At 70.8% G+C, this 20116-nt stretch carries 19 protein-coding genes; 11 read left to right on the forward strand and 8 right to left on the reverse strand.

Annotated elements, in window-relative coordinates; all coding sequences use genetic code 11:
• Positions 1-167 precede the first annotated feature (167 nt).
• The 4 genes from H5411_RS30810 to H5411_RS30825 form a co-directional block, all read right to left on the reverse strand.
• Positions 168-1418 (reverse strand): MFS transporter, encoded by a 1251-nt coding sequence (locus H5411_RS30810; RefSeq protein WP_312878655.1) that lies wholly within the window; start codon positions 1416-1418, stop codon positions 168-170.
• 260 nt (positions 1419-1678) lie between these two features.
• Entirely contained in the window at positions 1679-3730 is a 2052-nt protein-coding gene (locus tag H5411_RS30815) for a M3 family metallopeptidase (RefSeq protein ID WP_101440122.1), read from the reverse strand.
• 91 nt (positions 3731-3821) lie between these two features.
• Positions 3822-4526, reverse strand: coding sequence for a histidine phosphatase family protein (locus H5411_RS30820; protein ID WP_183125867.1), 705 nt, complete (start codon positions 4524-4526; stop codon positions 3822-3824).
• A 29-nt stretch (positions 4527-4555) separates the two neighbouring features.
• Positions 4556-5398: an undecaprenyl-diphosphate phosphatase gene (locus tag H5411_RS30825; protein WP_009078682.1), complete on the reverse strand. Its 843-nt coding sequence runs from the start codon at positions 5396-5398 to the stop codon at positions 4556-4558.
• A 161-nt stretch (positions 5399-5559) separates the two neighbouring features.
• On the opposite strand from H5411_RS30825, the gene H5411_RS30830 reads away from it, so the two are divergent.
• The 3 genes from H5411_RS30830 (at position 5560) to H5411_RS30840 (ending at position 7855) form a co-directional block, all read left to right on the forward strand.
• Complete coding sequence (locus tag H5411_RS30830; RefSeq protein WP_167442085.1) at positions 5560-6522, forward strand: aldo/keto reductase; 963 nt, start codon at positions 5560-5562, stop codon at positions 6520-6522.
• 98 nt (positions 6523-6620) lie between these two features.
• Entirely contained in the window at positions 6621-7634 is a 1014-nt protein-coding gene (locus tag H5411_RS30835; protein WP_183125868.1) for a YncE family protein, read from the forward strand.
• Complete coding sequence (locus H5411_RS30840) at positions 7631-7855, forward strand: DUF5703 family protein (RefSeq protein ID WP_101440127.1); 225 nt, start codon at positions 7631-7633, stop codon at positions 7853-7855. Before H5411_RS30835 ends, H5411_RS30840 begins: the two co-directional genes overlap by 4 nt.
• A gap of 80 nt (positions 7856-7935) precedes the next feature.
• Here the strand turns inward: H5411_RS30840 and H5411_RS30845 are convergent, their stop codons facing one another.
• From H5411_RS30845 to H5411_RS30860, 4 genes are read right to left on the reverse strand one after another with little or no spacing between them, the layout of a single operon-like run.
• The gene (locus H5411_RS30845) at positions 7936-8664 is read right to left on the reverse strand and encodes an SRPBCC family protein (protein ID WP_101440128.1); all 729 of its coding nucleotides are present in this window, start codon (positions 8662-8664) and stop codon (positions 7936-7938) included.
• Positions 8657-9259, reverse strand: a complete 603-nt coding sequence (locus H5411_RS30850) for an ArsR/SmtB family transcription factor (RefSeq protein ID WP_101440129.1) — start codon at positions 9257-9259, stop codon at positions 8657-8659. The genes H5411_RS30845 and H5411_RS30850 overlap by 8 nt, the downstream gene beginning before the upstream one ends.
• 33 nt (positions 9260-9292) lie before the next feature.
• Positions 9293-10186: an alpha/beta fold hydrolase gene (locus H5411_RS30855; RefSeq protein ID WP_101440130.1), complete on the reverse strand. Its 894-nt coding sequence runs from the start codon at positions 10184-10186 to the stop codon at positions 9293-9295.
• Positions 10186-11508 (reverse strand): M20/M25/M40 family metallo-hydrolase, encoded by a 1323-nt coding sequence (locus H5411_RS30860; RefSeq protein ID WP_101440131.1) that lies wholly within the window; start codon positions 11506-11508, stop codon positions 10186-10188. The genes H5411_RS30855 and H5411_RS30860 overlap by 1 nt, the downstream gene beginning before the upstream one ends.
• Positions 11509-11927: 419 nt before the next feature.
• Between H5411_RS30860 and H5411_RS30865 the strand changes: the two genes are divergently transcribed.
• The 8 genes from H5411_RS30865 (at position 11928) to H5411_RS30900 (ending at position 20110) form a co-directional block, all read left to right on the forward strand.
• Positions 11928-12788: a TetR/AcrR family transcriptional regulator gene (locus tag H5411_RS30865; protein ID WP_101440132.1), complete on the forward strand. Its 861-nt coding sequence runs from the start codon at positions 11928-11930 to the stop codon at positions 12786-12788.
• A complete protein-coding gene (locus H5411_RS30870) occupies positions 12788-13681 on the forward strand; it encodes a beta-keto acid cleavage family enzyme (RefSeq protein WP_101440133.1) in 894 nt (297 codons plus the stop codon). Before H5411_RS30865 ends, H5411_RS30870 begins: the two co-directional genes overlap by 1 nt.
• Positions 13674-14618, forward strand: a complete 945-nt coding sequence (locus H5411_RS30875; protein WP_101440134.1) for a 3-hydroxyacyl-CoA dehydrogenase NAD-binding domain-containing protein — start codon at positions 13674-13676, stop codon at positions 14616-14618. Before H5411_RS30870 ends, H5411_RS30875 begins: the two co-directional genes overlap by 8 nt.
• Entirely contained in the window at positions 14611-15036 is a 426-nt protein-coding gene (locus H5411_RS30880) for a thioesterase family protein (protein WP_101440135.1), read from the forward strand. The genes H5411_RS30875 and H5411_RS30880 overlap by 8 nt, the downstream gene beginning before the upstream one ends.
• 73 nt (positions 15037-15109) lie before the next feature.
• A complete protein-coding gene (locus tag H5411_RS30885) occupies positions 15110-16702 on the forward strand; it encodes an ABC transporter substrate-binding protein (protein ID WP_101440136.1) in 1593 nt (530 codons plus the stop codon).
• Positions 16699-17655 (forward strand): ABC transporter permease, encoded by a 957-nt coding sequence (locus tag H5411_RS30890; protein ID WP_101440137.1) that lies wholly within the window; start codon positions 16699-16701, stop codon positions 17653-17655. Before H5411_RS30885 ends, H5411_RS30890 begins: the two co-directional genes overlap by 4 nt.
• Positions 17652-18548, forward strand: coding sequence for an ABC transporter permease (locus tag H5411_RS30895; RefSeq protein WP_101440138.1), 897 nt, complete (start codon positions 17652-17654; stop codon positions 18546-18548). The genes H5411_RS30890 and H5411_RS30895 overlap by 4 nt, the downstream gene beginning before the upstream one ends.
• Positions 18545-20110: an ABC transporter ATP-binding protein gene (locus tag H5411_RS30900; RefSeq protein ID WP_101440139.1), complete on the forward strand. Its 1566-nt coding sequence runs from the start codon at positions 18545-18547 to the stop codon at positions 20108-20110. The genes H5411_RS30895 and H5411_RS30900 overlap by 4 nt, the downstream gene beginning before the upstream one ends.
• Positions 20111-20116 lie beyond the last annotated feature (6 nt).

Below are 20116 nucleotides of genomic sequence, written 5' to 3' on the forward strand. Positions count from 1 at the left end.
GAAAAGGGGCCGTGCGGCGGCGGCGCACGGCCGGAACCTTCCCAGAATTGGACTGGACCAGTCACCCGTCAAGGTCTAGACCACTAATGCGGCCGAACGGCCGGGTCGGATCGTCGGGCGCCACCGGGGCCCGGTGGTCCGCTGCCGGACCGCCGAGCCCCGGCGGGTCAGCCCACCTGTTCCTTCGCCGGAGCAGGCGCGCCGAGGGACAGCTTCGTCGACCGCGTGGTCAGCGAAATCGCGGCCGCGGCCAGCGTCGACACCGCCAGGAAGCCGAACGCCGCGGCGAATCCGAACCGGTCGGCGAGCCAGCCCATCACCAGCGGCGCGAGCACGCCGGCGAGCTGCCCGCCGGTGTTGACCAGGCCCATGCCCGCGCCGACGAGGTCGCGCGGCAGCACCCGCAGCGGCAGCCCGACGATGCCGATCGAGGCGAGGCCGCTGATGAACATCGCGACGGTCTGCAGCACGGTGAACCCGGTCGCCGAATCCGACAACAGCATCGCGACGAGCACCCCGGCCGCCGCGACGAGCGCGGGCACCACGAGCCAGCGCGGCCGCTGGTCGAAGTACCGGCTCATCAGCCAGCCGCCGATCAGCACCGCCGCCGCGCTGACCAGCTGCGGGATCGCCGCCGAGATCCCCGCCGCGACGAGCGACAGGCCCTTGGTCTCGACCAGGTACGACGGGACCCAGGTGATCATTCCGTAGGCGAGCATGTTGAAGCAGGCGAACATCGCCGCACAGCGGATCACCAGCCGGTTCCGCAGCACCTGCGACACGGGCACCTTCACCGGGGCGACGCGCGCCTCGGGTTCGGTCAGCTCGCGCGGCAACGGCGCGGGCAGCAGCCGCCACAACGCCAGCCCGACGATCAGCCCGGCCACCGCGACGATCCAGAACGTATGCCGCCAGCCCGCGGCGACCACGAGCGGCGCGACCAGCAGCGGCCCGAGTCCGGCCCCGACCGAGTTGGACGCCAGCAGGAGCCCGGCACCGCGGCTGCGGCCCTCCTGCGTCGTGCGCTCGGCCAGCGCCTTGAACGCCGCGCCGGGGAACAACGCCTGCGCGAACCCGAACGCAGCGCGCAGCACCAGCAGCACGACCAGACCGGGCGCGAACCCGGTCGCCGCGGTGAACACCGACCAGGCCGCCAGCGATATGACCAGCAACGGCCGCGCGCCCACGCGGTCCGCGAGCAGCCCGCCGGGCATCTGCCCGACCAGATAGGCGATCGCGAAGGCGGAAACGACCAGCCCCTGCGTGGTCTTGGACAGCCCGAACTCCGCGCCGATCAGCGGCAGCGCGACCGCGATCATGACGCGGTCGATGTAGTCGATGATGAAGACGCCGACCAGCAGCGTCAACGTGGTCCGTTCGGTCCGCCGCACGACCGGGGCGGAACTGCCAATGCTCACCGTCGGATCCTCCTTGATTCGGCGACGCCGCATTGTGCGGTCATGCACCCCCTCCGCGGCTTCGTCGGATCCACCGACAGTCCGGCCCCGGATTCAGCCGATCCGACGAAGAGCCGGTTTCGCGCAGGTCAGGCGCTCTCCGCCGAGGCGCCCCGGTTCGCGTCGAAGCCGGTTCGGTCCGGTCTTTCGCGCGGAAACGCCAACGGCGGGGCCGGGATTTCTCGTCCCAGCCCCGCCGTATAGGTCGTTATACACCCGGTTTACGCGCCGGCGAGCCCCCGGCGCTTCAGCAGCGGCTCGATCTCCGGCGCGCGGCCGCGGAAGGCCTCGAACGCCTCCATCGGGTCGACACTGCCGCCGCGGCCCAGGAGGGTCGAGCGGAAGTGGTCGCCGTTCTCCCGCTTCAGGCCGCCGTTCTCGGTGAACCACTCGACGGTGTCCGCGTCGAGCACCTCGCTCCAGATGTAGGAGTAGTACCCCGCGCTGTAGCCGCCGGAGAAGACGTGGTTGAAGTACGTCGTCCGGTAGCGCGGCGGGACGCTTTCCAGTGCCACGCCCGCCTTTTCCAGCGCCTCGGCCTCGAACCGCTGCACGTCCTCCACCCGGTCGTCCGGGCCGAGGCGGTGCCAGGCCAGGTCGAGCAGAGCCGCCGCGAGGTACTCGGTCGTGCGGAAGCCTTCGCCGTACTGCTGCGCGGCCTCCAGGAGCTCGACCTGCCCGGCCGGCAGCGGCTCCCCCGTCTCGTGGTGCTTCGCGTAGTTGGCCAGGATTTCCGGCCACAGCATCCACATCTCGTTGACCTGCGACGGGTACTCGACGAAGTCGCGCGGCACGTTCGTGCCGGTGAACGTCGGGAACTCGACGCTGGACAGCAGCGAGTGCAGCGCGTGCCCGAATTCGTGGAACGCGGTGCGCACCTCGTCGAGCGAGAGCAGCGTCGGCTCCCCCTCGCGCGGCTTGGTCACGTTCAGCACGTTGACGACGACCGTGCGCCGCCCGAGCAGCCGCGACTGGTCCACGAAGTTGTTCATCCACGCGCCGCCGCGCTTGGAGTCGCGGGTGTAGTAGTCCATCAGGAACAGGCCGAGACCGCTGCCGTCGGCGTCGAAGACCTCGAAGATCCGCACCTGCGGGTGGTACTTCGGCAGGTCGTGCCGTTCGGTGAAAGTCAAGCCGTACAACCGGTTCGCGGCCGTGAACACGCCGTCGTGCAGCACCCGGTCCAGCTCGAAGTACGGCCGCAGCGCCGCGGTGTCCAGCTGGAACCGCTCGCGCTCCACCTTCGACGCGTAGAACGCCCAGTCCCACGGCTCCAGCGTCGCGCCCGGCACGTCCGCTTCCAGCAGCTGCTGGAGTTCCGCGGCTTCGGTGCGCGCGTTCGCGACCGCCACCGGCGCGAGCCGCTCCAGCAGCCCGCCGGCGGCCTCGACCGTCTTGGCCGTCTCGTCCGCGATCACGTACGCCGCGTGGTTCGGGTAGCCCAGCAGTGCGGCCCGCTCGGCACGCAGCCGCGTGATCTCCTCGACGATCGCGTTGTTGTCGTGGGCGTTTCCGCGATTGCCGCGCGACACCGACGCGGTGAAAACGCGCTCGCGCACCGCACGGTTTTCCAGCGAGGCCAGGGCCGCCTGCGCGGTGGGCAGCGTCAGGGTCAGCACGTACTTGCCTTCGAGACCACGCTCGGCCGCCGTCTGCGCCGCCGCCGCGATCGCGCTTTCGCCGAGCCCGGCCAGTTCCGAAGCGTCGTCGAGCACGACCGCGAGATCATTGGTGTCCCGCAGCAGGTTCTGCGAAAAACGGGTCTGCAGGGTCGAAAGCTGCTCGTTCAGTGCGCGCAGCTTCGCCTGGTCCTCTTCGGGCAGCCCGGCTCCCGCACGGCTGAAGTCCGTGTACCGGCGCTCCAGCAGCCGCAGCTCCTCGGGGTTCAGGCCCAGCTCCGCGCGCTTCCGGTACAGCGCGTCGATGCGGGCGAACAGCCGCGGGTTCAGGTGGATCGCGTCCTCGTGCGCGGCCAGCTTCGGGGCCAGCTCCGCCTGGATCTCCTGGACCTCGTCGGTCGCGTTCGAGCCCGAGATGTTGAAGAACGTGCCGGACACCCGGGTCAGCAGCGCGCCGGCCCGCTCGAGCGCCGCGATCGTGTTCTCGAAGGTCGGCTCGGCGGGGTCGGCGGCGATCCGCTCCACGTCGGCGGCGTGCTCGGCGAGCCCGGCCTCGAAGGCGGGCCGGTAGTGCTCGTCGGCGATGCGGTCGAACGGCGGCAGCTCGTACGGCAGGTCGCTGGGGACGGCGAACGGGTTGTCCGGGGAAATCATTCGGGTTTGCGCTCCTGGTTCTCCACAGGGTTCTCCGCGTGGTTCCGCCCACCCTACGGGGTCCGGCATCCGACGGAAGGACTGTCGATCGTCAGCGGCCCGTGCTTCCTCCCACGACGGCGTCGCTGGACGCCTTGGTGCGGCCGCGCTTCTTCTTCGGCGGGGGCGGCACGATTGCGGCCAGATCGCCGCCGTGCTCGTTCACCCGCAGCACGAACGGCCGCGTTTCCGTGTAGCGCACGACCGACACCGCGGCCGGGTCCACGACGATCCGCTGGAAGGCGTCGAGATGCTGGCCCAGCGCGTCGGCCAGGATCGACTTGATCACGTCGCCGTGGCTGCACACCACCCACACCGCGTGGTCGCCGTGCTCGGCGGTGACGCGGGCGTCGTGCGCCCGGATCGCGGCCACCGCGCGCGCCTGCATCTCGGCCAGCCCCTCCCCGCCGGGAAAGACCGCCGCCGACGGATGCGCCTGCACCACGCGCCACAGCGGTTCCTTGACGAGGTTCTTCAGTTCCCGTCCGGTCCACTCGCCGTAGTCCACTTCGGACAGCCGCGGTTCGACGACCTTCGTCAGGCCCTGCGCGGCGGCCAGCGGCGCGACGGTCTGCTTGCAGCGCAGCATCGGCGACACCACCAGCTCGGCGACCGGCACCCCGGCGAAGCGCTCGACCAGGGCGGCGGCCTGTGCCCGGCCGGTGTCGTCCAGCCCGACCTTCGGGGTGCGCCCGGCGAGGACGCCCGAGCCATTGGCCGTGGACTTTCCGTGCCGGAGCAAGATGACCGTACTCACGACGCCACCCTAACCGGTGATCCGCGGGTTCAGCCCCCGGCGGGTCCCGCGTTCGGGTCGAGCACGCCGCCGAAGACCAGGCCGAACAGCACCACGCCGAGCACGACGCGGTAGATCACGAAGGGCACGAAGCTGCGCTTCTTGATGTAGGCCATCAGCCAGGCGATCACCAGGTAGCCGACGCCGAAGGCGACCAGCGTGGCCAGGATCGTCGGCCCCCACTGCGCGTTCTCGCCGTTCTTGCCGATGTCGGTCAGCTTGTACAGCCCCGAGCCGAACACCGCGGGCACCGCGAGCAGGAACGAGTACTCCGCGGCTTCCGACCGCGTGTAGCCCATCAGCAGGCCGGCGCTCGTCGTGCCGCCGGAACGCGAGACGCCCGGGATCAGCGCGAGCGCCTGCGCGAAGCCGTACGCCAGGCCGTGCGGCACGTTCAGGTGGTCCAGCGTCCGCTGCTGCTTCGCGGTCCGGTCGGCGAACAGCAGGATCAGGCCGAACACGATCAGCGTCGTCGCGGTGATCCGCAGGTCGCGGAACGCCCGGTCGATCTCGTCCTGCAGCAGCAGGCCGAGCACGACGATCGGCAGCGAACCGACGATGATCAGCCAGCCCAGCCGCGCGTCCGGGTCGCGCCGCCAGTCCGGCCGGTAGAGGGAGAAGAACCAGGCGCGCAGGATCCGGCCGATCTTCGGTCCGAAGTAGAGGATCACCGCCAGCTCGGTGCCGATCTGGGTCACCGCGGTGAACGCCGCGCCCGGATCGCCCCAGCCCGCCAGCGCCGCGACGATCCGCACGTGCGCGCTCGAGGAGATCGGCAGGAACTCCGTGAGCCCCTGCACCAGCCCCAGGACCAGGGCCTCGAACCATCCCATCAGGCCGCTCCCGCCGGTTCGCCCGCCCGCACGGGGCGCAGTCCGATTCGCACGGTCGCGAACCTATCGGGTGGTTCGGGAAGACTCCCGCGAGGGCGCCGGTCCGACACGGGGCGACCTTGATCGGGCCGGGACGGGTCCGCCGACTACGCTCGGCGGTCGTGGAAAAGCGACAGCTCGGCCGGTCGGGACTGCGGATATCGCGGATGGCCCTCGGCACCATGACGTGGGGCGGCGACACCGATCCGGACGAGGCGGCCAGCCAGCTGGTCGCGTTCGTCGACGCGGGCGGCACGCTCGTGGACACCGCCGACCTCTACGCGGGCGGCGAGGCCGAGCGGATGCTGGGCGAACTGCTGTCCGACCTGGTGCCGCGCGAGGACATCGTGCTGGCCACCAAGACTGTCGCCCGCCGCACCGACGGCCCCTTCGGCGGCGGTGCTTCGCGCGGTGCGCTGCTGTCCGCGCTCGAAGGATCGCTGCAGCGGCTTCGCACCGACCACATCGACCTGTGGCAGCTGCACGCGTGGGATTCCGGCGTGCCGATCGAGGAAACGCTCTCCGCGCTCGATTACGCCGTGTCGAGCGGCAAGGTCCGCTACGTGGGCGTGTCGAATTACGCGGGCTGGCAGCTGGCCACCGCCGCCTCGCTCGCCACGGTGCCGATCGTGTCCGGGCAGTTCGAATACTCGTTGCTGGAGCGCGGCATCGAACGCGAAGTCGTCCCGGCCGCGGCGCATCACGGGATCGGCGTGCTGCCGTGGGCGCCGCTCGGCCGCGGCGTGCTCACCGGCAAGTACCGCACCGGGACGCCCGCGGACTCGCGCGGCGCGTCCGCCGAGTACGCCGGATACGTCGAACACCACCGCACCGAGCGGGCCGCGCGGATCGTGCAAGCGGTCACGACCGCCGCCGAAGGCCTCGGCACGTCGCCGCTCGCGGTGGCGCTCGCCTGGGTCCGGGACCGGCCCGGAGTGGCCGCGCCGGTCGTCGGCGCGCGCGACACCGGCCAGCTCACCGGGTCGCTCGCCGCCGAGGACTTGACGCTCCCGCCCGCCATCCGCAGCGCGCTCGACGACGTGAGCGGCATCGACTTCGGCTATCCGGAACGGGGCACCCGGTGAGCCGCAGGTGTCGGCTCGGTGACACGGACGTGACGGCTCGGCGATCCTGGAGGATATTGGAGGGACCCGCTCGCCGGAGTTCTGCTGGAGGTTTCAAGGTGCGTCGGCTCACCGCCGCGTCGCGGATCGCGATCCCGCTGGCCGGTGCGCTCGCGCTGTCCGCCTGTTCGTCCTCGGCCCTGCCGAAGGACAATCTGCAGGTCGTGGCCAACCCGACGGCCGCGCAACCCGCCGTCTCCCCCGCTCGCTCGGTGCCTCCGGCCGGGCAGGTGCTGCCCATGCCGGTGGTGTCCGCGATCGCGGCCGACCAGCAGAGCCACACCCTCGTCGTCGCCCTCAAGCAACCGGCTGAGCTGCGGATTTACGATCTCGGCTCGCTCGGCGCGCCGAAGACGACCGTCGCCCTGCCCGGACCGGCGGAATCGCTCACCGTGTCCGCGGGCCAGGCGCTCGCCGGGATCCCGGGCAAGGGCGTGCTCGCGCGCGTCGCGCTGCCGAGCGGGCAGCTGACCGCCGAGAAGATCGCCGGGCAACCGGCCGCCGCGGTCGCCGACGGGCCGGACACCCTCGTCGCGGTCCGCGACCGCAAGGCCGTCGACGTGCTGACGAGCGGTTCGGTGGCGAAGACGATCACCGGGCAGCTCTACAGCGCCGACGACGTGGTCGACACCGGCAACGGCATCGTGGTCCTCGACCGGCTGCGCACCGCCGTGTTCAGCGTGGACGTGCAGGCCGGGACCATGGACGAAGGCCTGCGCGCGGGCGACGGCGCGGCCAACGCGGTCGCCGACTCCTACGGCCGCGTGCTGGTCACCGACGCGCGCGCGGGCGCGCTGCTGGCGTTCTCCACCAACCCGCTGATCCTCCGCCAGCGCTACCCGGTGCCGGGCGGCGCGTACGGCCTCGCCTACGACGCGAAACGCAGCCTGGCGTGGGTCACCCTGACCGGCCGCAACCAGGTCGTCGGCTACGACGTCCGCGGCGGAGAGCCCGTCGAGAAGTACCGATTCCCGACCGTGCGCCAGCCGGACACGGTGGGCGTCGACGACCAGAGCGGCCGCGTGTTCGTCGGCTCGGCCGCCGGAGAAGGGACCCAGGTGATCCAGCCATGACGACAGTCGACGAGGCGGTGGTCGAAGGGGATTGGGAGTATCGCCGCCTGCGCCTCCCCCCGGCGGTGTCCCGGCGCGCGGCGATGATCCAGCTCTCCATCCACGCGGAGTTCGCGGGCTGGGAACTGCGCACGGTCCGGCTGTACGCCGACGGGACGCGGCGGGTATGGCTGCGGAGGAAGCGCTCAGCGGCCGACCATTCGACGGGGCTACCGGTCTGACAACCGCTGGTGAGCGGCTATGCCGGTTCTCGCCGGGATGAACGCTCGCGGGCCCCTGGAGTTTCGGCTGCGCCGCGCCGTCAGCTGAGCGCGGCTATCCACTCCGTCCACTTGGCTTCTTCCGCCGCCGCGTCGACGTCTGGGGCCACGAGGTGGTGAGTCGCCACCAGCGGGCCGCGAAAGCCTTGCATGAAGCAGAAAAGCCCCTCGTCCGTGCGGATCCCGACGGTCTGGTCGTTGACCGCGTACACCGCGCCGTCCGACCCGGCCAGCCGGACTTTCGCGCCGACGGTCAGCTGTTCCACACCCACTTCTTTCGCCAGCGCGGCCCACAGCGCCGGCCAGTCCGTGACGACGTTCGGCCCGAACGCGGTGACCGGCTTCGCCATCCGGCCCGGGAAGTGCTGCACGAATTCCACCAGGTTGCGGAAGAACAGCGCGCCGCCCGCCTGCATGGCCTCGAACTCGTCGGCCCAGTCGTCGCCGGGCAGGAAGCCGCTCGTGACGCAGCGGATCACCGAACTGCCGCCGTCTCGTCCCTCGACCAGGAACTCGTAGGCGATCCGCCGTCCGTCCCGTTCCGGCTCGCCGCCGTAAGCCAGCCGGTTCGGCGGGTCCCACGCGGTGATCGGGTGCGTCGGCTCGTAGGCCGCGAACGCTCCGCGCACCGCGCCGCCGACCCCGCCTTCGACCTCGTTGCGGCCCATGAACCAGGAGTCGATGCCCGGCCCGGTCGCGATCGCGGCCCAGACCTGCTCCGGTTCGACCGGGACCTCGGCGACGTCGACCTCCCGGAATTCCTTACCCATGCTCGTTTTCCTCCCCCATCGGCACGCTCGGGTGCACCGCCAGCACCACGCGGTGCACGCGGCCGTTCTCGGCTTTCTCGTCGTGGTATTTCCCCACCAGCGTGGTCACGGCCGTCGCCAGTTCCTCCGCGAACGCGGCCCGGTCGGCAGCCGAAGCGAACCGCACCTCGCCGTCGAGCGCGAAGGTGGCCACGCGCTTCTTCGCTTTCGCCGCACCGGTGATCAGGATTCCGACGTCGCGCACCAGCCGTCCGGCGACGGCCAGCAGCCACCGCGCCGACAACCGGTCCGGCGACTGCGCCGGGTCGGGCTGCACAGCCGCGAGCGCGGACGGCGAAATCACGTACGACGCCGCGGTCGCCCGCATCATCCGCTCGGTGACGTTGCCCTTGCGCCGCTCTTCCACCAGCTCCACGAGCCCGTGCTTTTCCAGCGCGCGCAGGTGGTAGTTGACCTTCTGCCGGGGCAGGTCGACGCGGGCGGCCAGCATGGTCGCCGAGGCCGGCTGGGCCAGTTCGGCCAGCAGCCGGGCGCGGACCGGATCCAGCGACACCTCGGCCGCGGCCGCGTCCTCGATCACCGCAACGGGAAACATGGGTCCCATCGTGCGGTCTGAACACTCAGCTTGTCAAGACAGGTTTTCTTGTCGGTAGACCTCGTGCACCACCGAGGCGATCCGCGGGACGACCTGGGCGGCGGCCTCCAGCGGCACGACGTGCCCGACGCCGGGCAGCACGACGGCGTACCCCTGGGCCAGCCCGCGCACGAACTGCTCGACGTCGGCGGGCGCGACAATCCGGTCCCGCTCCCCGACGATCGCCGTCACCGGCAGGTCGCCGGCCAGCGACAACGCGGCCTCGCGCGCATAGGCGTCGAGTGCGGGCCGGAACTGCGCGATGGTGTGCGGCCAGTTGCCGCGGATCATCTTCACGGTCAGCTCGACCAGGTCCGGATCGGGATCGTCGCCGAACAGCCACCAGCGCAGCCCGGCGCTCACCGCGCGGCTCGTGTGCTCGCGGACCAGGCCGTAGAGCTTCGCGCCGAGCACCATTTCCAGGTCCTGCGCGAGCTTGCCGAGCGCGTTGGGCCAGGCCGCGGACGCCTCGGTGGCCAGCCGTCCGGACGACGTCGAGAGCAGGACCAGCCCGCCGGCGCGTGCGGCGAACAGCTCGGGATGCCGCTGGGTCAGCGACATGACGGCGAGCCCGCCCATGTCGTGGCCGACGAGCACGACGCGGCCGTGCGGGACGGCCCGCTCGATCACCTCGGCAAGGTCGTCGGCGAGCTGGCCCATCGTCGCGGTGCCGCGCGCGGCCCGGCCGGATTCGCCGTGCCCGCGGTGGTCGTAGCTGACCACCGCGAGCGGATGCTCGACCGCGTCCGGCAGCACCGGGGCGATCCGGCCCCAGCTGCGCTGGTCGAGCGCGTAGCCGTGCAGCAGCACGACGGTCACGGCCGCCGCCGGGTCGCCCCTGCGCACGAGGTGCAGGGGCGTGCCGTCGGCCAGCCGGAACCCGGGCATCAGGACGAGCGGAGGAACCGGTCCAGCACGCGGACGCCGAACTTCAGCGCCTCCACCGGGACGCGCTCGTCCACACCGTGGAACAGACCGGAGAAGTCGAGGTCGGCGGGCAGTTTCAGCGGTGCGAAGCCGAAGTTGCGGATGCCGAGCTGCTGGAACGACTTCGCGTCGGTGCCGCCGGAGAGCATGTACGGCAGGGTGCGGGCGCCCGGGTCTTCGGCGAGCACCGCGGCGGTCATCGCGTCGACGAGCGCGCCGTCGAACGTCGTCTCGACCGGCGGCAGCTCCATCCACTCCTTCTCGATGTCCGGGCCGAGCAGCTCGTCCAGCTCGCGGTCGAAGGCCTCGATCCGGCCCGGCAGGATCCGGCAGTCGACCGCCGCCTCGGCCACCGACGGGATCACGTTCGACTTGTAGCCCGCGGTGAGCATCGTCGGGTTCGCGGTGTCGCGCAGGGTCGCGCCGATCATCCGGGAGATGTTGCCCAGCTTGGCGACCGCGCCCTCGAGATCGTCCTCGGGGAAGTCCCAGCCGGTGATCTCGGTGACGCCGGCGAGGAACTCGCGCACGGAATCGGTCAGCACCAACGGGAACTGGTGCTGACCGAGCTTCGCCACCGCTTCGGACAGCTTCGTGACCGCGTTGTCGCGGTGGATCATCGAACCGTGGCCCGCCGTGCCGCGCACGCGCAGCTTCATCCAGCGGATGCCCTTCTCGGCCGTCTCGATCACGTACGCGCGGACGTTGTCCTTCAACGTGATCGAGAAGCCGCCGACCTCGCTGATCGCCTCGGTGACGCCCTCGAACAGCTCCGGCCGGTTCTCGACCAGCCACTGCGCGCCGTACTTGCCGCCCGCTTCCTCGTCGGCGACGAACAGGAACACCAGATCGCGCGGCGGCACGATATTGTTGATCTTGTAGTGCCGCGCCAGCGCCAGCGTCATGCCGACCATGTCCTTCATGTCGACCGCGCCGCGGCCCCACACGTACCCGTCCTGGACCGCGCCCGAGAACGGGTGCACCGACCATTCGGCCGGATCGGCGGGGACGACGTCGAGGTGGCCGTGGATCAGCAGCGCGCCCCGGCTCGGATCCGCGCCAGGCAGCCGCACGACGACGTTGTGCCGGTCCTTGCCGCCGGACTCGACATACGTGATCTCGTACCCGGCGTCGGTCAGCTTCTCCGCGACGTACTCGGCCGCGACCCGCTCGCCCACGAGGGTTTCGGGGTCGCCGGTATTGGTGGTGTCGATGCGGATCAGCTCGCTGGTAAGCGTGACAGCCTCGTCCGCGGCGGCGTCGATCAAGTTCGGTTGGGTCACCGGCCATTCCTATCATCCGGCGCGCCACGACGCCGTCGTCCCGGCGAGTGGAACCGAGCACCTGGGCGCGGCGGCCCGAAGTCCGCGGGGACCCCCTCACGGACCACAGCCGCTCAACCGCAACCGATGCGCCCAACAATCGAGGCACCCACCCCCTCCCCCGCACCCCGATACGAAGCCGCCCTGCGGTCGCCGGGTGCTTGTCAAGGCATCTTTCCCGCCTTGACAAGCACCCGGCGACCGTCAGCACAATCAGGCTTCGGGGTGCCCCACCGCACGAGAACACCCGACCGCACCGACTGATCCGCCAGTCAAACCAAGATCGCAACTCCTTGACACACAACGATTCTCCGAAACCGTTACACCCCGACCCCCACAACAGTTGCGATTTTCGCAACACCGGGTTAGCGTCTCCGGCCATGGACGAGACGGAGCAGCTGAGGGAGCGGGTGCGGCAGCTGATCCAGTCCATGCCCGGCGCGCAGCGGGAGTTCGCCGCCGCCATCGGGCTCGACCAGACGAAGCTCTCGAAGGCCCTCAACGGCACCCGCCGGTTTTCGCCGCACGAGCTGGTCCGCGTCGCGGAGTACTCGGGCGTCACGGTGAACTGGCTGCTCAACGGCAGCGACGACGCCAAAACCGTCACCGCGGTCCCGGCCCCCGCGGCGGGGACCGCGAGCGATCCCGACGACCTTGCCCATTCCGAGCCGCGGCGGCGGATCCTCGAGACCGCGTGGCAGCTCATCGCGGAGCGCGGCTACCACCGGGTGCGCATCGCCGACATCGCGCAGGCGTGCGGCACCAGCACCGCGGCCATCCACTACCACTTCCCCACCAAAACCGAAGTCCTCGACGAAGCGTTGCGGCGCAATGTGAAGCTCGCCTTCGACCGGCAGGTCGCCGAGCTGCACGCGGTGCCCGGCGCGCACGACCGGCTGCTGAAGCTGGTCGAACTCCAGCTGCCCACCGAGGGCCTGCTGCGCGCCGAATGGTCGGTGTGGCTGCAGGTCTGGAACGAGGTCGCGCTCGACCCGCGGCTGCGTTCGCTCTACACCGATTCCTACGACCGCTGGTACCAGACCATTCTCATGACCATCCGCACCGGCCAGGAGCAGGGCGTGTTCCGCCTGGCCGACCCCGAGGCCGCCACCGCCCAGCTCACCGCGCTGATCGACGGCCTCGGCATCCAGGTGCTGACCGGGCGGCCCGGCAGCACGGTGGGCGCGATGCGCGCGCACCTGCACGACTTCATCGACCGCTCGATCGTCCAAGGAGCCTGATGAACCACGAGGTCATCGTCACCTGCGCGCTCACCGGCGCGGGGGACACCACCCGCCGGAGCCCGCACGTTCCGGTCAGCCCGGCGCAGATCGCCGAGAGCGCCATCGAAGCCGCCCACGCCGGCGCGGCCGTGGTGCACATCCACGTGCGCGAGCCCGAAACCGGTGCCCCGTCGCGGGACGTCGCGCTGTACCGCGAGGCGGTCCGGCTGGTCAAAGAGTCCGGTGTGGACGTTGTCGTCAACCTCACCGCGGGCATGGGCGGCGACCTCGTCATCGACGCCGAGGACCCGCTCAAGCCGGTCGACGGCACCGACCTGGTCAACGCGCACGACCGGCTCCCGCACGTCGAAGAACTGCTGCCGGACATCTGCACGCTCGACTGCGGTTCGCTGAACTTCGGCGAGGGCAACCAGCTGTACGTGTCCACTCCGGACATGCTGCGCACCGGCGCGAAACGCATCCAGGAGCTGGGCGTGAAGCCCGAACTGGAGATCTTCGACACCGGCAATCTCTGGTTCGCCACGAAAATGGTCGAAGAGGGCCTGATCGACCCGCCGCCGCTGTTCCAGCTGTGCATGGGCATCCCGTACGGCGCGCCGCCGGATCCCGGGCTGCTGCAGGCGATGGTGCACCTGCTGCCGGAAGGCGCACAGTGGGCGTCGTTCGCCATCGGACGCGACCAGATGCCGTGGGTCGCGCAGTCGGTGCTGCTGGGCGGGCACGTCCGCGTCGGACTGGAGGACAACCTCTACCTGGCGCGCGGGGTCAAGGCCACCAACGGCCAGCTCGTGGAGCGCGCGGTGGACATCGTGCAGAAGCTCGGCGCGGACATCGCCAGCCCGGACCGGGCGCGCGAAATCCTGGGGCTGAAGGAGCGCGTCAATGCCTGACGAATCCACTGTGGACACGGTCGCCTGCATCGGAGCCGGAGTCATCGGCGGCGGCTGGGTCGCGCATTTCCTCGCCCAGGGCTTCGACGTCCGGGCCTGGGACCCCGCACCGGACGCCGCGGAAAAGCTGGCAAGGCTCGTCGACGCGGCCTGGCCCGCGCTCACCGAACTAGGCCTCAAACCGGGCGCGAGCCGCGACCGGCTCACCGTCACCGCGACGCTCGCGGAAGCCGTCGACGGCGTGGGCTTCGTACAGGAAAGCGCGCCGGAAGACCTGTCCCTCAAGCAGAAACTGCTCGCCGACATCGATGCGGTGACCGCGCCCGACGTCGTGATCGCCTCGTCCACTTCCGGCTACGGCATGACCGAAATGCAGGTCGCCGCGAAGACGCCGGAACGGCTCGTGGTCGGGCATCCGTTCAACCCGCCGTACCTGATTCCGCTCGTCGAGGTCGTGGGCGGGAAGCTCAGCGCGCCGTGGGCGGTCGAGCGGGCCGCCGCGTTCTACCGGCGCGTGGGCAAGTCCGTGATCACGATGGACCGCGAGGTGCCCGGCTTCATCGCGAACCGGCTCCAGGAAGCGCTGTGGCGCGAAGCCCTGCACATGGTCGCGAACGGCGAGGCGACGGTCGAGCAGATCGACCTCGCGATCACCGACGGACCCGGCCTCCGTTGGCCGGTACAGGGCCCGATGCTCACCTTCCACCTCGCCGGCGGCGAGGGCGGCATGGCGCACATGCTGGACCACTTCGGACCGTCGCTGAAGTCGCCGTGGACGCGGCTCGATGCGCCGGAACTCACCAAGGAGCTGCGCGACGCCGTGGTCGCCGGTTGCGACGAGGAGGCGGACGGGCGGACCATCGCCGACCTGATCGCCGAACGCGACCGGGCGGTCATCGCGATCCAGCGCGCGGTCGGGCAGGCCCGTCGTGGCTGAGTACCGCGACCGGGTCCGTCCGGAGTGGATCGACTACAACGGCCACCTCTCCGAGCCCTACTACGTGCTCGTCTTCGGCGACGCGACCACCGCGCTGATGGACATCGTCGGCCTCGGCCCCGGCTACCGCGAAAGAACCGGGGCGTCGCTGTACACAGTGGAGGCTCACGTGCGGTACCTGCGCGAAGTCGGCGCGGACGCCGAACTCGAGGTGACGACCTCCGTGTTGTCAGTCGGCGCGAAAAAAGTGCGGCTGTGCCACGAGATGCGGGTCGGCGGCGAACTCGTCGCCACCGAAGAGCTGCTGTGCCTGCACGTTTCCGGGGGCCGCGCGACGCCGTTCCCCGCCGAAATCGCCACCGCGCTCGAGACGCATCTCGCCCCGGTCCCGGACTACGCGGGACGTGCCATCGCCTGATCCCTCCCCTCCCCCCGTGAGCGGCGATCCCGGTTCGCGCCGGGATCGCCGCTCACCCACCCGAAAGTCACCCATGGAAGCCCGATGTAAACCGACCAACGTCTCCCGCCGCCGATTCCTGACCACCGCGCTCGCCGGCGCCGCGCTCGCCGGCACCGCTCCCCTTCTGGCCGCCTGCGGCCCCACGGTCGCCGCGGCCGTGCCCTCCGGCCCGCCCAAGCGAGGCGGCGCCCTCCGGGTCGGAGTCACCGGCGGCGGAGCGTCGGACACGCTCGACCCGCACATCCCCGCCACGAACCCGGACATCGCCCGGGTGCTCAACCTCTACGAACCGCTGCTGATGCGCGATCACGACTACCGGCTCCAGATGCTGGTGGCCGAATCGCTGAAGTCCTCGCCGGACGCGCGCACCTGGACCGCCGTGCTGCGGTCGGGCATCCGCTTCCACGACGGCCGCCCGGTGACCCCGGCCGACGTCGTCGCGACCTTCCGCCGGATCACCGACCCGAAGGCCCCGAAGAGCGGCGCGGCCGGGCTGACCATGCTCGGCGAGGTCGTCGCCACCGGCGACCGGACCGTCGAATTCCGGCTCACCACCCCGAATTCCGGCTTCGACGACCTGCTCGGGCAGTACAGCCTCGGCATCGTCCCCGCCGACTTCGACGTCAAGCGCCCGATCGGCACCGGACCGTTCAAGGCCGACACGTTCACCGCCGGCCTGCAGAGCACCTTCGTGCGCAACGAGCACTACTGGCGCCCGGGCGAGCCGTACCTGGACCGGTTGTCGCTCATCAACTTCTCCGACGACGACGCCCGGATCAACGCCTTGCTCTCGTCTCAAGTGGACGCGATCGACCAGGTCCCCGTGGCCCTCGTGGACGTGCTCCGCAGCGATCCGCGGGTCCAGGTGCTGCGATCGGAAACCGGGACCTGGCTGCCGTTCACCATGCGGGTCGACCGGCCGCCGTTCAACGACGTCCGGGTGCGCCAGGCGCTGCGCCTGGTGGTCGACCGCGAGCAGATGATCAACCAGGTGCTCAGCGGGCAGGGCCGGGTCGGCAACGACCTGTACGCGCCGTTCGACCCGGCGTACGACCGGCAGCTGCCGCAACGGAAGCAGAACATCGCCGAGGCGAAACGGCTGCTCGCCGAAGCGGGCAAGCCGAACCTCGACATCGAGCTGGTCACCGCGCCGATCCAGGCCGGTGCGGTCGAGGCCGCGCAGGTGTTCCAGCAGCAGGCCAAGGCCGCCGGCGTGAACGTGCGGATCCGGAAGGTCGACACCACCACGTTCTACGGCGAGAACTACCTGTCCTGGGATTTCGCGCAGGACTTCTGGTACACGCGCAACTACCTGCCGCAGGTCGCGGCCGGCGCGCTGCCGAAAGCTCCGTACAACGAAACCCATTGGAACGACCCGGAATTCACCGACCTCGTCACTCGGGCGAGCGAGACCATGGACGCGAAGGAGCGCACGGATCTGATTCACCGGGCGCAGCGGATCGAGTACGAACGCGGCGGGCTGATCGTCTGGGGGTTCGTCGACCAGGTCGACGCCTACCAGTCCTATGTGGCCGGACTCGTGCCGGACCGGACCGGGATCTCGTTGTCGGGCTACCAGTTCCGCCAGGTCTGGCTCGGCACGGCGGAAGGAGGCACGGCATGACCCGGCTGATCCTCAAACGGCTGCTCGTGAGCCTCGTGGTGCTGTGGCTGGTCACCCTGCTGGTGTTCGTCGCGACGCTGCTGCTGCCCGGCGATCCGGCACGGGCCATCCTCGGCCAGCAGGCGACCCCGGAGCGGATCGCCGCGCTGCAGCACCAGCTGCACCTCGACGAACCGGTCTGGCAGCGCTATCTCTCATGGCTGGGCGGCCTGTTCACCGGCGACCTCGGCACCTCGACCTCGACCCAGGGCCCGGTCACGACGCTGCTGGCGGACCGCGTGTCGGCCTCGCTCGTGCTGCTCGTGCTCGCCGCGGTGATCGCCACCCCGCTCGGGCTCGCGTTCGGCACGTGGAGCGCGATGCGCCGCGGCCGGGCCGGCGACCAGGTCGTCTCCGGCGTCAGCCTGGTGATCGCCGCGCTGCCGGAGTTCGTGATCGGCGTCGCCCTCATCGTCCTCTTCGCGACGACGGTGTTCCGCGTCCTGCCCTCGGTCACGCTCACGCCGCCAGGCGAAGCGGTCTGGGCGCAGCCGAGCCAGCTCGTCCTGCCGGTGCTCACCCTCGTGCTCGTCGTGACGCCGTACATCACGCGGATGATGCGCGCGACGATGGGCGAGGTCCTCGAATCCGGCTACGTGGAAATGGCGCGGCTCAAGGGAATGCGCGAGCGGACGGTGCTGCTGCGGCACGCCTTGCCGCACGCGGTCGGGCCGGTCGCGCAGGTCGTCGCGATCCAGCTGGCCTGGCTGGCCGGCGGCGTCGTGGTGGTCGAATTCCTGTTCCGCTACCCGGGCATCGGCCAGGCGCTGATCGACGCGGTCGGCAAACGCGACGTCGCCGTGGTCCAGGCGGTGACGCTGCTGATCGCCGCGGTCTACATCGTGGTGAACCTGCTGGCCGACGTGATCGGCATCCTCGCCGACCCCAAGCTCCGGACGGAGGCAGTGCGATGACCGCGGTCGAAGAAGAACAGGTGGTGCCCGCCGTCGCGGAGACGCCGCCGCGCGCGGCCGGGCTGATCCGTGCCGCTTGGTCGTTCCCGCAGGCCAAGGTCGGTGCGGCGCTGGCCGGAATCGTGATTCTCGTGGCGCTGCTGGGCCCGTGGCTCGGACCGGTTCTCACCGGGCACAGCACCACGGACTTCGCCGGAAAGCCGTTCAAACCGGACGGGATCGCGGGCACCGACGGCCTCGGCCGCGACGTTCTCACCCGCTTCCTCGCCGGCGGCACCACGCTGCTGCTGTACGCGGTGCTGGCCACCGCTCTCGGCATCGTGCTCGGCGCGCTCATCGGCATGATCGCCGGGTACGGCGGCGGCTGGCTGGACAGCCTGCTGATGCGCGGCAACGACGTGCTGCTGTCGTTCCCGCAGCTGGTCATCGCGCTGCTGGCGATCGCGGTCATCGGTCCGAAGGGCTGGCTGCTGGTGCTGGTCATCGGTCTGACGCACGCGCCGCGGACCGCGCGGGTCGCCCGGCAGGCGACGGTCTCGGTGCGCAACCACGACTACATCCGCGCGGCCGAGATGTACGCCGTGCCGCGCAGCCGGATCCTGCTGCGCGAGATCCTGCCGAACATCACCGGCCCGCTGATGGTGGAGCTGGGGCTGCGGCTGACCTATTCGATCGGCTACATCGCCTCGCTGTCGTTCCTCGGGCTCGGCATCCAGCCGCCGGCCGCGGACTGGGGCCTGATGATCAACGAGAACCGGATCGCGCTCGTCGTGCAGCCGTGGGGCGTGCTGCTCCCGGTGGCCGCGATCGCGGTGCTGGCCGTCGGCACGAACCTCGTCGCCGATTCGCTCGCCTCGGCCGCGGCCGGGCGGACCCGGGAGGCACGCGCATGACCAAGGCTCTGGAGGTGACCGGGCTGGCCGTGCGCACCGCGGCGGGCCGTCCGGTGCTGCATTCGGTGTCCTACGAGATCGCTCCCGGCGAGGTCCTCGCGCTGGTCGGGGAATCCGGTTCCGGCAAGACGACCGCCGGATTGGCCGCGCTCGGCCATTTCCGCCGCGGGCTGGTGTCCGGCGGCGGCAAGGTGGTGCTGCATCCACGCGAGGGCGAACCGGTCGACGTCTTGTCGCTCGACGACGCCGCACGACGCCAGTTGCGGGGCAACGCGGTCGCGTACATCCCGCAGGACCCGGCGCTGTCGCTGAACCCGGCGCTGCGGGTCGGGCGGCAGATCGCCGAGGTGCTGGAAACGCACGGCTACGCCGGGTCCGCCGACGAGCGAGTGGCCGAGGTGCTGGCCGAGGTCGGGCTGCCGTCCGACGAGGCCTACCAGCGGCGGTACCCGCATCAGCTGTCCGGCGGGCAGCAGCAGCGGGTCGGCATCGCGATGGCGTTCGCGTGCCGCCCGAGCGTGGTCGTGCTGGACGAGCCGACCACCGGCCTCGATGTGAAGACGCAGGCTTTGGTGCTGGAGACGGTCCGGCAGCTGACGTCCGAGCACGGCGTCGCGGCGCTCTACATCACGCACGACCTCGCCGTGGTGGCACAGCTCGCCGACCGGGTTGCCGTGATGTACCAAGGAAATCTGGTCGAATGCGGCGTCGCTGAGGAAGTACTGCGGCGGCCGAAGCACGCGTACACGAAGCGGCTGCTCGCGGCGGTGCCCGACCTCGGTGCGCAACCCGCCCCTGCTCCCCCGCCGGACGACGCGGTGCTGGCCGCACGCGACATCCGGGTGTCGTACGGGCTGCAGAAGGTGTTGCGCGGCATCGATCTCGCGGTGACGCGCGGGGAAAGCGTGATGCTGCTCGGCGAGTCCGGTTCCGGCAAAACCACGCTGTCGCAGTGCATCGCCGGACTGAACCGCGGTTTCAGCGGCACGGTCGCGCTCGAAGGAACCCCGCTCGCTCCGGCCGCCCGGCAGCGCAGCACCGACGAGCTGCGGCGGATCCAGTACGTTTTCCAGAGCCCGTTCTCGTCGCTGAACCCGCGCAAGACGATCGCGCAGTCGATCGAGGTTCCGCTGGTGCGCTTGACGTCCCTCTCCCGCACTGAGCGCCGTAAACGCGTCGCCGAGACGTTGGACCGGGTCCGCTTGCGGCAAGACCTCGCGAACCGGCTGCCGGACCAGCTCAGCGGCGGCGAACGCCAACGCGCCGCGATCGCCCGCGCGCTCGTGACCACGCCGGACGTCCTGGTGTGCGACGAGGTCACCTCCGCGCTGGACGTCTCCGTGCAGGCGACCATCGTCGAGCTGCTCGGCGAGCTGCGCCGGGAACTCGGCATGGCGATGCTGTTCGTGACGCACAACATCGCCCTCGCCCCGGAGGTGGCGGACCGGATCGCGGTCCTGCGCGGCGGCGAGATCGTCGAGGAAGGGCCCGTCGAAGCGGTGCTGAACTCCCCGTCGCACGAGTACACCAGCGAACTTCTGGCCACGACGCCAAGGCTGTGAGGAGCA

It is taken from the genome of Amycolatopsis echigonensis (assembly GCF_014174495.1).
In the GTDB taxonomy this organism is placed as follows: Bacteria; Actinomycetota; Actinomycetes; order Mycobacteriales; family Pseudonocardiaceae; genus Amycolatopsis; species Amycolatopsis echigonensis.

What these genes read in the sequence shown, in the direction of transcription:
- H5411_RS30815 (WP_101440122.1), bottom strand. Translation starts at nt 3,730, where the DNA reads ATGATTTCCCCGGACAACCCGTTCGCCGTCCCCAGCGACCTGCCGTAC.
- H5411_RS30825 (WP_009078682.1), bottom strand. Translation starts at nt 5,398, where the DNA reads ATGGGATGGTTCGAGGCCCTGGTCCTGGGGCTGGTGCAGGGGCTCACG.
- H5411_RS30840 (WP_101440127.1), top strand. Translation starts at nt 7,631, where the DNA reads ATGACGACAGTCGACGAGGCGGTGGTCGAAGGGGATTGGGAGTATCGC.
- H5411_RS30845 (WP_101440128.1), bottom strand. Translation starts at nt 8,664, where the DNA reads ATGGGTAAGGAATTCCGGGAGGTCGACGTCGCCGAGGTCCCGGTCGAA.
- H5411_RS30850 (WP_101440129.1), bottom strand. Translation starts at nt 9,259, where the DNA reads ATGTTTCCCGTTGCGGTGATCGAGGACGCGGCCGCGGCCGAGGTGTCG.
- H5411_RS30855 (WP_101440130.1), bottom strand. Translation starts at nt 10,186, where the DNA reads ATGCCCGGGTTCCGGCTGGCCGACGGCACGCCCCTGCACCTCGTGCGC.
- H5411_RS30865 (WP_101440132.1), top strand. Translation starts at nt 11,928, where the DNA reads ATGGACGAGACGGAGCAGCTGAGGGAGCGGGTGCGGCAGCTGATCCAG.
- H5411_RS30870 (WP_101440133.1), top strand. Translation starts at nt 12,788, where the DNA reads ATGAACCACGAGGTCATCGTCACCTGCGCGCTCACCGGCGCGGGGGAC.
- H5411_RS30875 (WP_101440134.1), top strand. Translation starts at nt 13,674, where the DNA reads ATGCCTGACGAATCCACTGTGGACACGGTCGCCTGCATCGGAGCCGGA.
- H5411_RS30885 (WP_101440136.1), top strand. Translation starts at nt 15,110, where the DNA reads ATGGAAGCCCGATGTAAACCGACCAACGTCTCCCGCCGCCGATTCCTG.
- H5411_RS30890 (WP_101440137.1), top strand. Translation starts at nt 16,699, where the DNA reads ATGACCCGGCTGATCCTCAAACGGCTGCTCGTGAGCCTCGTGGTGCTG.
- H5411_RS30895 (WP_101440138.1), top strand. Translation starts at nt 17,652, where the DNA reads ATGACCGCGGTCGAAGAAGAACAGGTGGTGCCCGCCGTCGCGGAGACG.
- H5411_RS30900 (WP_101440139.1), top strand. Translation starts at nt 18,545, where the DNA reads ATGACCAAGGCTCTGGAGGTGACCGGGCTGGCCGTGCGCACCGCGGCG.